This window comes from Rhodococcus sp. IEGM 1341 (genome assembly GCF_030056895.1).
Taxonomy (GTDB): Bacteria; Actinomycetota; Actinomycetes; order Mycobacteriales; family Mycobacteriaceae; genus Rhodococcoides.
This window is the reverse complement of the sequence record NZ_JASHKV010000004.1, coordinates 185,185-198,211: the sequence shown is the minus strand read 5'-3', so window position 1 is coordinate 198,211 and position 13,027 is coordinate 185,185. Positions and strand designations below refer to the sequence as shown.

At 63.9% G+C, this 13,027-nt stretch carries 15 protein-coding genes; 6 read left to right on the top strand and 9 right to left on the bottom strand.

Going from position 1 to position 13,027, the window contains the following annotated elements:
* Nucleotides 1–101 precede the first annotated feature (101 nt).
* Nucleotides 102–587, top strand: coding sequence for an Lrp/AsnC family transcriptional regulator (locus QM615_RS12280; protein ID WP_269596559.1), 486 nt, complete (start codon nt 102–104; stop codon nt 585–587).
* A 28-nt stretch (nt 588–615) separates the two neighbouring features.
* Here QM615_RS12280 and hppD read toward each other — a convergent pair whose 3' ends face one another.
* The gene (gene hppD / locus QM615_RS12275; protein WP_269596560.1) at nt 616–1,821 is read right to left on the bottom strand and encodes a 4-hydroxyphenylpyruvate dioxygenase; all 1,206 of its coding nucleotides are present in this window, start codon (nt 1,819–1,821) and stop codon (nt 616–618) included.
* Between the two features lie 207 nt (nt 1,822–2,028).
* On the opposite strand from hppD, the gene QM615_RS12270 reads away from it, so the two are divergent.
* Entirely contained in the window at nt 2,029–2,541 is a 513-nt protein-coding gene (locus QM615_RS12270) for an Lrp/AsnC family transcriptional regulator (protein WP_269596561.1), read from the top strand.
* Between the two features lie 40 nt (nt 2,542–2,581).
* On the opposite strand, the gene QM615_RS12265 is transcribed toward QM615_RS12270, so the two are convergent.
* The 3 genes from QM615_RS12265 to QM615_RS12255 form a co-directional block, all read right to left on the bottom strand.
* A complete protein-coding gene (locus tag QM615_RS12265) occupies nt 2,582–3,961 on the bottom strand; it encodes an SLC13 family permease (protein WP_094668638.1) in 1,380 nt (459 codons plus the stop codon).
* Between the two features lie 73 nt (nt 3,962–4,034).
* Nucleotides 4,035–4,916 (bottom strand): hydroxymethylglutaryl-CoA lyase, encoded by an 882-nt coding sequence (locus QM615_RS12260; RefSeq protein ID WP_269596562.1) that lies wholly within the window; start codon nt 4,914–4,916, stop codon nt 4,035–4,037.
* 1 nt (nt 4,917) lies between these two features.
* Entirely contained in the window at nt 4,918–6,141 is a 1,224-nt protein-coding gene (locus QM615_RS12255; protein ID WP_269596563.1) for a CaiB/BaiF CoA transferase family protein, read from the bottom strand.
* 174 nt (nt 6,142–6,315) lie between these two features.
* Between QM615_RS12255 and QM615_RS12250 the strand changes: the two genes are divergently transcribed.
* The gene (locus QM615_RS12250; RefSeq protein ID WP_094638798.1) at nt 6,316–6,855 is read left to right on the top strand and encodes a gamma carbonic anhydrase family protein; all 540 of its coding nucleotides are present in this window, start codon (nt 6,316–6,318) and stop codon (nt 6,853–6,855) included.
* 94 nt (nt 6,856–6,949) lie between these two features.
* Nucleotides 6,950–7,609, top strand: coding sequence for an IclR family transcriptional regulator (locus QM615_RS12245; protein ID WP_256989319.1), 660 nt, complete (start codon nt 6,950–6,952; stop codon nt 7,607–7,609).
* 4 nt (nt 7,610–7,613) lie between these two features.
* On the opposite strand, the gene fahA is transcribed toward QM615_RS12245, so the two are convergent.
* The 4 genes from fahA to QM615_RS12225 form a co-directional block, all read right to left on the bottom strand.
* Nucleotides 7,614–8,780 (bottom strand): fumarylacetoacetase, encoded by a 1,167-nt coding sequence (gene fahA, locus QM615_RS12240; RefSeq protein WP_269596564.1) that lies wholly within the window; start codon nt 8,778–8,780, stop codon nt 7,614–7,616.
* A 16-nt stretch (nt 8,781–8,796) separates the two neighbouring features.
* Nucleotides 8,797–9,585, bottom strand: a complete 789-nt coding sequence (locus tag QM615_RS12235; protein ID WP_283347363.1) for a PDZ domain-containing protein — start codon at nt 9,583–9,585, stop codon at nt 8,797–8,799.
* Entirely contained in the window at nt 9,582–10,775 is a 1,194-nt protein-coding gene (locus QM615_RS12230; RefSeq protein ID WP_269596566.1) for a homogentisate 1,2-dioxygenase, read from the bottom strand. The genes QM615_RS12235 and QM615_RS12230 overlap by 4 nt, the downstream gene beginning before the upstream one ends.
* A gap of 72 nt (nt 10,776–10,847) precedes the next feature.
* Nucleotides 10,848–11,375 carry a MarR family winged helix-turn-helix transcriptional regulator gene (locus QM615_RS12225; RefSeq protein WP_269596567.1) on the bottom strand — a complete coding sequence of 176 codons (528 nt, stop codon included), beginning with the start codon at nt 11,373–11,375 and terminating at the stop codon, nt 10,848–10,850.
* A 94-nt stretch (nt 11,376–11,469) separates the two neighbouring features.
* Here QM615_RS12225 and QM615_RS12220 point away from each other — a divergent pair, with 94 nt between their 5' ends.
* Nucleotides 11,470–11,679 (top strand): hypothetical protein, encoded by a 210-nt coding sequence (locus QM615_RS12220; RefSeq protein ID WP_094634107.1) that lies wholly within the window; start codon nt 11,470–11,472, stop codon nt 11,677–11,679.
* Here the strand turns inward: QM615_RS12220 and QM615_RS12215 are convergent.
* Nucleotides 11,651–12,052, bottom strand: coding sequence for a GAF domain-containing protein (locus tag QM615_RS12215; protein WP_283347362.1), 402 nt, complete (start codon nt 12,050–12,052; stop codon nt 11,651–11,653). The two genes, QM615_RS12220 and QM615_RS12215, sit on opposite strands and share 29 nt — an antisense overlap.
* An 82-nt stretch (nt 12,053–12,134) precedes the next feature.
* Here QM615_RS12215 and QM615_RS12210 point away from each other — a divergent pair, with 82 nt between their 5' ends.
* Nucleotides 12,135–13,016, top strand: coding sequence for a dioxygenase family protein (locus tag QM615_RS12210; RefSeq protein ID WP_269596571.1), 882 nt, complete (start codon nt 12,135–12,137; stop codon nt 13,014–13,016).
* Nucleotides 13,017–13,027 lie beyond the last annotated feature (11 nt).

Here is a 13,027-nt window from a genome sequence, read left to right as displayed (position 1 = left end):
AGTCCGATCGTCGTAGAATTGCAGACATATGGCCGCCGATTGCCACGCGAATCCAGAATCTGTCCGATCGGCGCAACGAACCACGAGGTAGGAGCGGACGAATGGACGACGTCTCGAGGCGTGTGGAGTTGGACGACACCGATCGTCGCATCCTCGCCGAGCTCAGCGCGGACGGCCGGATATCGATGCGAGTGCTGGCCGATCGTTTGAATCTCTCGCGGGCACATACCTATACGCGGGTGGACAGACTCAAGGATTCCGGTGTCATCGAACGGTTCACCGTGCAGGTGGATCACGCGGCCTCAGGGCTCGGGACGTCGGCGTTCATCGCGTTGTCCATCCGTCAGGATTCGTGGCGGACCGTGTCCGAGGGGCTGAGGGCGATGGAGTTCGTCGACCATTTCAGCTTGCTCGGAGGGGATTTCGACGTGCTGGTACTCATCAGGACTCCCGACAACGAGAGCCTGCGGTTGGTGGTGCTCGAGGGACTGCAATCGCTCGACGGCGTTCGGGCGACCCGCACGTGGTTGATCTTCGACGAAGATCGAGGTGGCCTGGGACGCACGACGCCGCCCACCGAACGCTGACAGTGGGCGGCGTCGAACAGATCACGAGTCAGAAGTTTCCGCGCGCGTCCTGCTCCCGCTCGATGGCCTCGAACAGTGCCTTGAAGTTACCGATTCCGAAGCCGAGCGAGCCGTGGCGTTCGATCAGCTCGAAGAATACCGTCGGGCGATCGACCAGTGGCTTGGTGAAGATCTGCAGCAGATACCCGTCCTCGTCACGGTCGACGAGAATGCCGCGCTTCTGCAGCTCTTCGATCGGTACCCGGACGTTGCCGATACGGGCCCGCAGTTCCGGGTCCTCGTAGTACGAATCGGGTGTGGCGAGAAATTCGACGCCCGCTGCGCGGAGGGCATCGACCGAGGACAGGATGTCGTTGGTCGCGAGCGCCAGATGCTGTGCTCCTGGGCCTCGGTAGAAGTCGAGGTACTCGTCGATCTGTGAGCGCTTTTTGGCGATGGCCGGCTCGTTCAGTGGGAACTTCACGCGGTGATTGCCGTTGGAGACGACCTTGCTCATCAGCGCCGAGTAATCGGTGGCGATATCGGCCCCGACGAACTCGGCCATGTTCGTGAAACCCATGACGCGGTGGTAGAAGTCGACCCACTCGTCCATCTTTCCGAGCTCGACATTGCCGACCACGTGATCGAGAGCCTGGAAGATGCGCTTGGGAGCTCCTTCCGGTCGCTGTAACGTCGACGTTCGCGGTACGTAGCCGGGTAGGTAGGCGCCGGTGTAGCGGGAGCGGTCCACCAACGTGTGCCGGGTGTCGCCGTAGGTCGCGATGGCCGCGGTGCGGACTGTGCCGTGCTCGTCGGAGGTGTCGGTCGGCTCTTGCAGTACTCGCGCGCCCTGGGCCCGCGCATGTTCGATGCATCGATCCACATCCGGTACGGCCAGCGCGATGTCGACGACGCCGTCACCGTGGCGGGTGTGGTGGGCGACCAGATCGCTGTCCGGATCGACGGCTCCCTTGATGACGAAACGCACTGCGCCGGACTTGAGCACGTACGCGTGGTGGTCACGTTGGCCCGTTGTCGGGCCGGAGTAGGCAACGAGCTCCATGCCGAACGCGGACTGGAAGAAGTGCGCGGTCTGCGTCGCGTTGCCGACGACCCACACGATGGCGTCCCAGCCGCTGACCGGAAAGGGATCTTTCTTGTCGTCGTACTCGACCAGGCCGACGAGCTGTCGAAGCTGATCTGCATCGAGATCGGCCAATCTTTCGTCGTCGTTGAGGATGCTGTCGAGGCTCATGAAGGCTCCCTGGTTGGTGTGATGGCTCGGGCGCGGCGACAAGGGGATCGGCCGCCTTCGGTTCGAGCTGAGCGAACTGTCCTGATGACTCAAACATTGCCGGTGAGAGGTGTCAATCGACCGGACTTCTGCTAGCTGAGCTGTGCAGATGGGCCAGGAGAATGCGCGGCTTGCTATACAATTCGTACAGAAAACTGGAGGTGCGCGATGGAATCCACATTGGACGAGTTGGACCGGGCGATGCTCGCTGCGCTGCATGACAATTCGAGGATCGGCGTGCTCGAGCTGTCGCGGACGCTCGGCGTTGCGCGTGCGACTGTGTCGGCCCGTCTGCAGCGACTGGAGGACACCGGTGTCATCAGGGGGTATCAACCTCGAATCGGCTTGGCTGCAGCAGGTTACGGCGTTCAGGCGTTCGTGACGTTGGAGATCGCCCAGGGCGCTCTCGGTGACGTCGTCGCTGTTCTGGAGCAAATACCCGGGGTGTTGGAAGCATTCGCTACGACCGGTGCCGGCGACGTGCTGTGCCGGGTCGCGGCCGCCTCGCACGACGACCTGCAGCGAACTCTGATCGTGCTCAACCAGTCTCGTACGATCGCACGGTCCACCAGTGTGGTCGTGCTCTCGGAACTGGTCGAGTTTCGAGCGATGCCGTTGCTGAACACTGCCGAGCCCGAGAGAACGCCGAAGGCCCCTGCCTTTCGACGAACGCGCGACTGAGCACGTCCGCGTCGAGGCAGGGGCCGAAGTGGCTCTCGAATCAGGTCATCGAAGGCCCGACCACCGTCAGCAACCATACGGTCGGCGGAGCGAGGAGAACGACGAGTCCGCAGTAACCCAACATCTTTCGCTGGAATCGGGCTTTGTCGTCCACTCGTGCTTCGGCCAGGACCATCACGCCGTTGGTGGAGAACGGGCTCACGTCCACCACCGTCGCCGAGAATGCAATGGCGGCAACGAATCCGATGGCTCCCAGTTCGCCGGCGGCGAGCATGGGTGCAGCGAGTGGGAGGGCGATACCGATGGTGCCGATCGACGATCCGAACGCCGAGATGATGGCCACCGCGTAGCACAGGATGAGTGCCGTCAGCAGTGGTGATCCCAGGGCGGAGGCGGCGTCGCCGAGGAATCCCAGCGTACCGTTCTGGGTCATGACTGCCATGTACGTCTGAACACCGCAGACCAGAACCACGGCGGGCCAGGCGATGTTGTCGACCACCTTCGGATGAGTCTTCGGTGCCAGCAGCAACAACACGACCGACACGCAGATCGCGCTGACGCCGATGTCGACGCCCAAGGTCACGGACAGCAGAACCAGGGCGGCAATACCGAGAAGCGTGAGTACGCGCACTCGAGTCAGGGGGACGGCTTGATCGGGAACCGTTGTGACCGAGGCTGCTTCGATCGGATCGGCTTCGACTTGCACGGCGGTGCCGCCACCGCTGCCCTCGGGCAACCCGGTGTTGCCCGGACGCGGTCCTGACGGCACCGGCAGCCCGCCCTCCTGGTCGCGGAGATCCTGGACGTCGAACGCACGCGTGCGGTCTTTGATCAGGTCGCGGCCGAGAACGAGGAAGAGAACCAGTGCGATCAGCGTGTTGAGAACGAACGGGATGAGGAACAGCGCGAGCGGATGTGAGCCCACACCGGTGGAGTCCATCAAGCCGTTGACGAAAGCGCCGTAGAGGTTGATCGGGGAGAAGCAGCAGGCGAGCGCGCCATGGCTGACGACCATGCCCATCAGGAAGGGATTGATGTTGTTGCGCTTGGCCAGCGGCATCGCGATCGGTGCCAGCATGCCGACGGCGAGCACGGATCCGAGGGCCATCAGCAGGCCGGACAGCAGGAACATCATCCACAGGATGGCCCAGCGCCGTCCGCCCACCAGTCGGAGGGATCGATCGATGACGACGTCGATGGTTCCGTTGGCTTTGGCGATGGCGAACAACAAGGTGATGCCACCGACGATGATGAAGGTGCTACCTGGGAATGCGTCGATGATGTCTTCGATAGGTATGCCGGATATCGCGCCACCGATGAGGAAAGCGCCGGCGAAGGCCAGTAGGCCCATGTTGATGGGGGTGATCGTCGCGACCGTGAAGATTGCGATGAGGGCGATGATCGAGATTGCGTAGACCACGGCTGGCCTTTCGGACGGAGGATGAGGTTGTGCCGCAGGGGAAGCGGCGATGCGCGGACCGGAGCCCGCCTGATCAGAGAGCGGAAGCAGAAGTGGGGAGAGGAAGAGCGCGATCGACCACTGAACGAGCGAGATCGGCAGCGGTGGCCAGAGCAGCCGTGTCGATACCGGTGTCGATTCCGGCGCGATGGAACCTGTCGACGAGCTGCTCGGTGGCCAGGTTTCCGTGCGCGCCCGGGGCGAAGGGGCAACCGCCGTACCCGGCGAGCGCGCTGTCGAAGTGCTCGATCTCGAGGTCGAGCACTGCACGTACCGCTGTCTCGAGGGCCTGGTCGTGGGCGTTGTGCAGGTGCAGGCTGATCGTCAACTCGGGCAACGCCCTTCGGACGGCGTCGGCTCCGGCCAGTACCTGGTCGGTGGTCGCGATGCCGAGGGTATCCGCGAGACCGAGGCTCGATACGCCGATGTCGGCCATGCGGGTGCAGACCTCGACGAGCCGTGCGGGCGTGATGATGCCGTCGAACGGGCACACGAAAGCGGTACTGACTCCGCCGATGAACGTCCGATCCGGATGCGCCGCGACTGCACGGTGCCAATCCTGCAGAGCGTCCTCGGACGACCGTCCGGCATTCGCGCGGCTGTGGCCCTCACTGGCGGAGGTGACGACCTGGATGACATCGATGTCGGTCTCGGCGGCCCGGTGCACTCCCCGTCCGTTCAATGTCAATGCGGTGTAACGGATATCGGATCGGCGCGGTGCACGCGAGACGACCTCTTCGGCGTCGGCCATCTGCGGCACCCGGGTGGGAGAAACGAACGAGGCGATCTCGACGGTCGTGATGCCCGACGCGAGGGTGGCGTCGAGTACGGCGAGTTTGTCCTCCGTGGGGACGATGCACTTCTCGTCCTGCAATCCGTCGCGGAGATAGACGTCGGTGATGTGTACGCGAGGCATGTCAGATCACCTTCCTGGCGCGGAGATCGTCGAGCTGCTTCTCGGTGAGTCCGAGCATGCGGCCGAGGACATCGTCCGTGTGCTCGCCGAGGTCCGGTCCGGCCCACTTCACGGCGGTGGGTTCGTCGCCGAAGCGTGGAACCACTCCGGGAAAGCGCACTTCCTCGGTACTGCCCTGTTCCACAGAGACTTTCAGAGGTTGGACCATCCCGCGTGAAACGAAGTGTTCGTCGTCGGCGATCTGAGCTGCGTCGAACACTTCGCCGACGGGAATGCCCGCGGCACCGAGTTCGTCGACGACAACAGCTGTCGGCCTTACCGACGTCCAGTCGGAGATGGCTCCGTCGAGTTCGGCCTCGCGCGCAAATCGTTTGTCGCCGTTGGCCAGTTCCGGGTCGGCGGCCAGGTCTGCTCGGCCCACCGCAGTCATGAGCCGTCCGAACACGCTGCTCGAGTTCCCGGCGATCATGACGCTGCCGTCCTGGGACGGATAGATGCCGCTGGGGACCACGCCGGGAAGATTGCCCGCTGTGCGCTGGCGAACCGTGCCGTATGCGTCGTAGTCCGGGACCAGCGATTCCATGGCCATGAACACCGCCTCGTAGAGTGCGACGTCGGCAACCTTGGGCCGGGAATGATTTCCGCTCCGTTCGCGGGCCAGGAGCATCACGAGAGCGCCGACGGCACCGTGCAATCCGGCCAGTACGTCGCCGATGGGTGCTGCTGGCCGAACGGGCTCGCGATCCGCGTGGCCGGTGACGTGGCGCAATCCGCCGAATGCTTCTGCTACCCCGCCGAATCCGGCCCGGTCTCGATGCGGACCGGTTTGGCCGTAGCCCGAGATACGGACCATGACCACGTCGGGATTGGCTTCCTGTAGTCGGTCGGGTCCCAGTCCCCACCGCTCGAGGGTGCCGGGCCGGAAGTTCTCCACGACGACATCGGCGGTCTCGACCAACTTCAGCGCGAGATCGCGGCCTTCGTCGGTACGCAGATCGAGAGTCACCGAATGCTTGTTGCGAGCAATGGTTCGAAACATCATGGAGGTGTCTCCACGGCTTCGACGCCAGCCGCGAAGTTCGTCGCCGACGCCGGGGCGCTCGATCTTGATGACGTCGGCACCGAAGTCGGCGAAAAGGCGACTCGCGAAGGGTGCAGCGATGAAATTGCCCAGCTCGATCACACGGATTCCGTGCAAAGGGCCGTTCTCAGTGGTGATGGACACCGGTGGTCACTCCCTGCAGTACGTAGTAAGTCAGAGTGAAGATGGCCAATTATCATTATTTGATAAAGGCATTATCTTCTGGTAGGAATGACCATAGTGTGCTGGATCACGTATGACAACCACTGTGATGTGGATTTCTCAGATATTCGTGCCGCTGGAAGGAAACAGGAACTCATGACCGACAAGAACCCAGGGTCGATGCTGCTCGCGCTCGAGTGCGGATCTCCTACCGTCGACGCATCCGCGTGGCTCGCCCCCACCGCGACGCTCGTCGGGCGAGTGAATCTCGGTCCGGACAGCAGTGTCTGGTACCAGGCCGTTCTACGGGCCGACTCGGAGGAGATCACAATCGGTGGTGGGTCCAACATTCAGGACGGTGTTGTCGCACATGTGGATCCGGGCTTCCCGCTCACGATCGGACGCAACGTGAGTGTGGGACACAATGCCGTCTTGCACGGTTGCACCGTCGGCGACGGAACCTTGGTCGGCATGGCTGCCGTCATCATGAACGGTGCCGTGGTGGGAGAGGACTGTCTCGTTGCCGCAGGTGCACTGGTGACGGAAGGTGCACAGATCCCGCCGAGATCATTGGTCGCCGGTGTCCCTGCCAAGGTTCGGCGGGAACTGACCGACGAGGAGGTGGAGCACTGCACAGCCAACGCGCTCACCTACCGCGATCTGGCCGGCGTCCATCGTGGCGCTCGGCCCTGCTGACAGCGTCACGGACCGGTCCGACACCTATGCTGCGTAAGCAGTGTCGGCCATGTAGCCGATGCTGTACGGGAATCGAAAACGGAGGTCGACAGCAGTGACGGACGGTAGCGCCGACACCACTACCGGGGTGCTGGCCCGGGCCGCGGCGATTCTCAATGCCGTCGAGGCATGTCCGCGAACCACCGGTGACCTCGCCAAAATACTGGGCCTGTCTGCATCGACGGTCTATCGACTGGTCGGCGAGATGGTGCGGTACTCGATGCTCCGCCGGGACAACGACGGTCTTCTTCATCCCGGTGACCGCTTCGGCACCTCCACTCTCAGCGGGCTCGCGGTACCGATTCTCAGGCGCCTGCGGCAAGAGACCGGAGAATCCGCCCAGCTGTGGGTATTGCGGGGATCGCATCGGTTGTGCCTGGTCTCCGAGGATTCCCAGCACGAACTCCGCGCGTCGTTGCCGGTGGGGGCGCTACTTCCGCTCGGAGCGGGGTCGGCCGGTCACGTGTTGGCCGGCGATCTCGACGCCGACTCCGAGAGCCGCGAACTCGGGTGGTGGGAATCTGTATCCGAGCGAACCCCGGGACTGACCTCGGTGAGCGCCCCGGTTCGCCGAGACCAGCGCATCGTGGCCGCCGTCTGCGTCGCGGGACCGATCGAGAGGGTGTCGACCTCGGCCGGCGTGTTGTGGGGGCAGGCCGTGCGCGACGCAGCACTCGAAATCGAGCAGTCCCTCATCGTGCGCTCGGACTGGTAGCTGTTCAGGCCGGCTTGATGCGACCCCGGACATCACCGAATCCGATGCGCGATCCGTTGGGCCCTGGGGCACTCGCAGCGATGGAAATCTCGTCGCCGTCCTTGAGGAAGGTTCGGGTTTCCGAGCCGAGTGTCACGGGTTCTTTTCCACCCCAGGTCAATTCGATGAATGCCCCGCGCTGATTCTTCTCGGGTCCCGAGATGGTGCCCGAGGCGAACAGATCGCCGGTTCGCGATGTCGCACCGTTGACGGTCTCGTGCGCGAGCATCTGAGCCGGCGACCAGTACATTGCAGTGTAGGGCGGGTGCGAGACGACGTGCCCGTTCCACGCGACGGTCAGGTCGATGTCGAGAGCCCAGGAACGAGATTCGCGGAGGTAATCGAGCGGCTCGGGGTCCTGAACCGGCGTCGAGGTTCGTGCGTGCTCCAGCGCGAGCAGGGGTACCACCCACGGCGAGATGGAGGTCGCGAAACTCTTGCCGAGGTTCGGCCCCAGCGGAACGTACTCCCAGGCCTGGATGTCGCGCGCCGACCAGTCGTTGACGATGACGGCTCCGAACACGTGGTCCGAGAACCGATCCGGCGATATTGGCCCGTCGGACGGAACGCCGACGACGAAGCCCATCTCGGCCTCGATGTCCAGTCGCCGACTCGGACCGAAGGTGGGCGACGCCTCGTCGGGTGCCTTGCGTTGGCCGCGAGGCCTGGTGATGTCGGTGCCGGAGACGACGACCGTGCCGGACCGACCGTGGTACGCCACGGGCAGGTGCTTCCAATTCGGTAGCAGCGGTTCGGCATCGGGGCGAAAGAGTCGGCCGAGGTTGGCTGCGTGATGCTCGGAGGCGTAGAAGTCCACGTAGTCGGCCACCTCGAACGGCAGGTGCATCGTCACGTCGGAAACGGGCACGATTGCTTCCGCGGGGGTCGTGCCACCGGCGAGCATGTCGGTGACCGACGAGCGGATCTCCGCCCACCGACTGCGTCCGCGAGCCATGAATGCGTTCAGGCTCGTCGACGCGAAGTCTGCGTCACCCAGAGCTCCATACAGGTCGATCACGTTGTCGCCGTAGCGAACTCCGACACGAGCGTTCGTGCCCGGAGTGCTGAAAATGCCGTAGGGGAGGTTGTCGATTCCGAACTCGGAATCAGCGGGAATGTCGATGTGCGTCATGAGCGGCGCTCCTAGGTCACAGAGGTGGGACGAGTCCGAGTCGGATGAGATCGTCCAGGGGTTCACGAATGTTGCAGGTGCCGAAGGAGGCGAAGGCGCGTTGGCCCTCGATCCCGGCCACGATTCCGGCGAGGACCTCCTCGTCCCTGATCGCCAGGATCTTCTCGAGCTCGCCGACGCGAGCGCCGCTGTGCGCTGCTTCGGCCGCAAGAATCACGTTGAGGAAGCCGTGCTGCTCGAAACCGTTGTGGGGATCGGTGTTACGCGCCGCGTGATGCAGACCGGCGGTGGCCTTGAAATGGACCTCGCGCTGTGCCGCCTGGTAGATCGACGCGGCGAGCTCGTGTTCGTCTGGGTACTGGTCGGCCGTGACGCCACCGGTCCGGAACTTGGCGCGATACCCGAACTCGTCGACGGCGTCGAAGATGTCGTCTTTTCGGGAGTCCCGGGGAATCTCGACATAGATGTCCACGTCCTGAGTGATGTTGCGGAGCACATCGATGTCGGTGCCCTGGGGGACTGCGACTTCGATGGACACGACCGTCACGCCGGCCGTGCGGTCGGCTGCCCGCAGGCCTGCCTCCACACTGCGCGGCCCGGCAGGTGCGGTCAACGCCACCTCCATCCGAGCACCCAGGTCCAGCTCGCCCACACGGTCCATCGGGACGACCAACGGGCCGACGAGGTCTGCGAACGCACTGGCCCGGTGCTCGAGATGTTGTGCCACAGCAACATCGAGCGGCGCATTGCCGGGTGGGAAGGCGGCGGCGTCGTCGCACAGGCGACGGAAGAGCGGAGGGATCATCGGTTCGGCCCCCGGCCTGCCCACGTCCACGCATAACCGTTGTCCTCGCACGCGAGCGCGCCCTCTCCGAGTTCGAGGGGGCGGAACGTATCGACCATGACGGCCAGCTCGTCGAAGAATTCTGCGCCGATACTACGTTCGTAGGCACCGGGTTGCGGCCCGTGAGCGTGACCGCCCGGATGTACCGAGATCGAGCCTTGCCCGATGCCCGAGCCCTTGCGGGCTTCGTAGTCGCCGCCGACGTAGAACATGATTTCGTCGGAGTCGACGTTGGAGTGGTAGTACGGCACCGGGATCGCCAATGGGTGGTAGTCGACCTTGCGTGGCACGAAATTGCAGATCACGAAATTGGCCCCCTCGAATGCCTGATGCGCAGGCGGTGGTTGATGCACCCGGCCGGTGATCGGCTCGTAGTCCGAGATGTTGAATGTGTACGGATAGAGGCAACCGTCCCATCCCACCACGTCGAACGGGTGGTTGGGGTAGACGTATCGGGTTCCGACGATGCCCGTCGAACCACGATGTTTGACAAGCACTTCGACGTCGCTGCCGTCTGCCAGTAGGGGCTCGGTGGGGCCGCGCAGATCGCGTTCGCAGTAGGGGGCGTTCTCGAGCAGCTGGCCGTACTTGGACAGAAAGCGCTTGGGCGGTGCAATGTGGCTGTTGGCCTCGATGGCGTAGGCGCGCAGGGTGCCGTCGGGAATCCAGCGGTGCGTCGTGGCACGCGGAATGAGCACGTAGTCGCCTTGCCGCGCCTCGAGGGTTCCGAACACGGTTTCGACGGTGGCTGAACCGGATTCGATGTAGACCATCTCGTCGCCGATCGAATTGCGATACAGCGGTGAGATTTTCGATGCGACGACGTAGGAGAGTCGGACATCGGCGTTGCCGAGGACGAGCCGGCGACCGGTGACGACGTCGGTGTCGGCGACGACGGATTCCGGAGACAGCTCGTGCAGCTTCAAGTGCCGCGGCATCAGTGGGTGATTCGGGGTCGTCGTCTGGTCGGGCAGATCCCAGACCGTGGCGTCGACGATGGCCGACGGAATGTGGCGGTGATAGAGCAGAGACGAGTCCGAGGAGAAGCCCTCCTCGCCCATCAGCTCCTCGAAGTAGAGGTTGCCGTCGGGAGTTCGGTGCTGGGTGTGCCGCTTCGGCGGTACCGATCCGAGCTGCCGGTAGTAGGCCACGTCATCGCTCCTGTGTTGTGTTCACCGCTTATAGTAAACACATTAACTATTTTTACGTGATCTACGCAACCCTCAGTTGCGTCCCCGGACGTCGAATTGGTTGCGGTGGGTGATGAGTTTGGTCAACAGCATCACCAGGATCCGCTGCTCGGGTTCGGTGAGCGCGCTGGCCCACGCGTTCTCCCGTTCGTTCTGTTCGGCGAACGCTTCGACCATCTCGTCGTGGCCCTGTGCGGTGAGGGCGAGGCGGACCGAACGCCCGTCCTTCTCGTCGGGAGTGCTGGCGAGCAGTCCGCCGGCGATGAGGGTCTTGGACAGGTTGGATACGGCCGCGCGGCTCATACCCGTCAGCTCGGCCGCCCGCTTGGGCTCGATCGGGCCTGACAACCACGTGACGAACATCAGCCGGAACGACGACCACGACCAGCCTCGCGGGCGATGAACCGTCGCTTCGAGGTCGTAGGTGACGATGTTCGACGCCCGGTTCAGGGTCAGTAGTACCTCGGTGGCCAGCTGGTGCTCGAACCCGTAGTCCCGGGCCAGCGTGGTGTTGGCGGTGTCGATGAACGACCAGAAATCGGGCTCGGGTGAATCGGTCACAGATTCACTGTAGCCATGAACTCATCTGATCAACACCTTTATTACTTCCGCACGCGCGATTCGTGTCTCATCCCGCAGGGGCCATGATGGACCCATGAGCTCGAAGAACCTGTTCGGTGGCCCACGGACCCTGCTGATCGTGGCAGCAGTGGTCATCGTGATCGCACTCGTCGCTGCCGCCGCAACGCTGATCGTCCGTGCCGTCCTCGGACCGCCCGAGGGCGAGAACAAGTTCGAGATCCAGGGCTACTCCGTCGTGCAGGTAGATCCCCAGGTCAACGACCTCGCGCTCGCCACACGCTAGCCGACTCCGCACCGACCCGCGGGTCGTGGGTCTGCTGAAAATTGCGGCCACCACGCGCGAAGGTCTGCAGTGTCGCCGCGGGAACCTGGCGCTCGGGAACGGGTTCGCTCGTCCACTGGCAGTCCCGCACGAAAATCATGTTCGACGCCACCGCGTCGGCGCTGCGATCCTCACGTAGAGGACCGGAAATTCGTCCGAGAAAGAACTCGCCACGCTCGGTGCGCGTCCAGACGAGAGATCCGTCCGGAACCTGCTCGAAGCGCTCGACGCGTCGTAGCGAGCGTTCGTCGTCGGCCGCCATTCCGCAGAGACCATAGGCGAGGGCACGCTCGACGCCGTCAGGCATCGGTGCGCGATAGACGGCATCCGGCATGCGCTCGAGCCTAGCCATGCTGGCCGCAGGGCCAAATCGGTGCTAAGTTGAAGATTCAACCTAAGTATTCGAGGGACCCGCCATGACATCTGTGATCAACCCGCCCGTCGCGGGAGCAGCGTTCGACGCATTTCTCGCCGATACCGCACCCGCGAGCCGGTCACAGGAACTGTGGACTCCGAGCGACGGTCCGATGCCCGCCCTGTACATCAGCCACGGCGCACCCCCGGTCTTCGACGACGCACTCTGGATGGACCAGCTGTTCACCTGGTCGCAGTCGATGCCCAAGCCGAAGGCGATCCTCATCGTCAGCGCGCACTGGGAGGAGGCCCCGCTGAGCCTGTCCGCGTCGGCGGCTGCGACCCCGCTGGTCTACGACTTCGGCGGATTCGCCCAGCGCTACTTCTCGATGGAATACCGGACGCCCGACGCAGAGGTGCTGGCCGCACGGGTGGCCGCGGCAATCCCGGCGTCGGAAAATCTGCACCGACACACCTCTCGCGGACTCGACCATGGTGCCTGGGTTCCCCTGAAGGTGATGTACCCGTACGCCGACGTCCCCGTTCTCCAGTTGAGCCTGCCGACGCATGCTCCCGACCGGCTGATGGCGATAGGCGCTGCGCTGAAAGAGCTTCGTGCCGAGGGCGTGCTGGTCATCGGTTCCGGGTTCATGACGCACGGACTGCCGTTCCTCTCGCGCGAGAACTTCGTCACCAACACCGTGCCGACGTGGTCGGAGGACTTCGATCTCTGGGCGGCCGACGCGTTGTCACGCGGTGATGTCGCGACGTTGGCGGACTTCCGCAGAGCCGCACCGGGTATGCCGTATGCCCACCCCACCGTCGAACATTTCACGCCTTTGTTCGTCACGCTCGGTGCCGCCGAGAACCCGGAAGCTCCGGTGACCACAGCCATTTCCGGCTTTCAATTCGGCTTGGCGAAGCGGTCGTTCGCCGTCGCGTAAACCTCGAGGTC

Bases quoted from the DNA above. Each gene is read 5' to 3' on its own strand.
- fahA (WP_269596564.1), bottom strand. From the start codon at position 8,780: ATGACGCACATCGACATTCCCGCTGATTCCGAGTTCGGAATCGACAAC.
- QM615_RS12220 (WP_094634107.1), top strand. From the start codon at position 11,470: ATGAGCTCGAAGAACCTGTTCGGTGGCCCACGGACCCTGCTGATCGTG.
- hppD (WP_269596560.1), bottom strand. From the start codon at position 1,821: ATGAGCCTCGACAGCATCCTCAACGACGACGAAAGATTGGCCGATCTC.
- QM615_RS12210 (WP_269596571.1), top strand. From the start codon at position 12,135: ATGACATCTGTGATCAACCCGCCCGTCGCGGGAGCAGCGTTCGACGCA.
- QM615_RS12270 (WP_269596561.1), top strand. From the start codon at position 2,029: ATGGAATCCACATTGGACGAGTTGGACCGGGCGATGCTCGCTGCGCTG.
- QM615_RS12260 (WP_269596562.1), bottom strand. From the start codon at position 4,916: ATGCCTCGCGTACACATCACCGACGTCTATCTCCGCGACGGATTGCAG.
- QM615_RS12215 (WP_283347362.1), bottom strand. From the start codon at position 12,052: ATGCCGGATGCCGTCTATCGCGCACCGATGCCTGACGGCGTCGAGCGT.
- QM615_RS12280 (WP_269596559.1), top strand. From the start codon at position 102: ATGGACGACGTCTCGAGGCGTGTGGAGTTGGACGACACCGATCGTCGC.
- QM615_RS12235 (WP_283347363.1), bottom strand. From the start codon at position 9,585: ATGATCCCTCCGCTCTTCCGTCGCCTGTGCGACGACGCCGCCGCCTTC.
- QM615_RS12250 (WP_094638798.1), top strand. From the start codon at position 6,316: ATGACCGACAAGAACCCAGGGTCGATGCTGCTCGCGCTCGAGTGCGGA.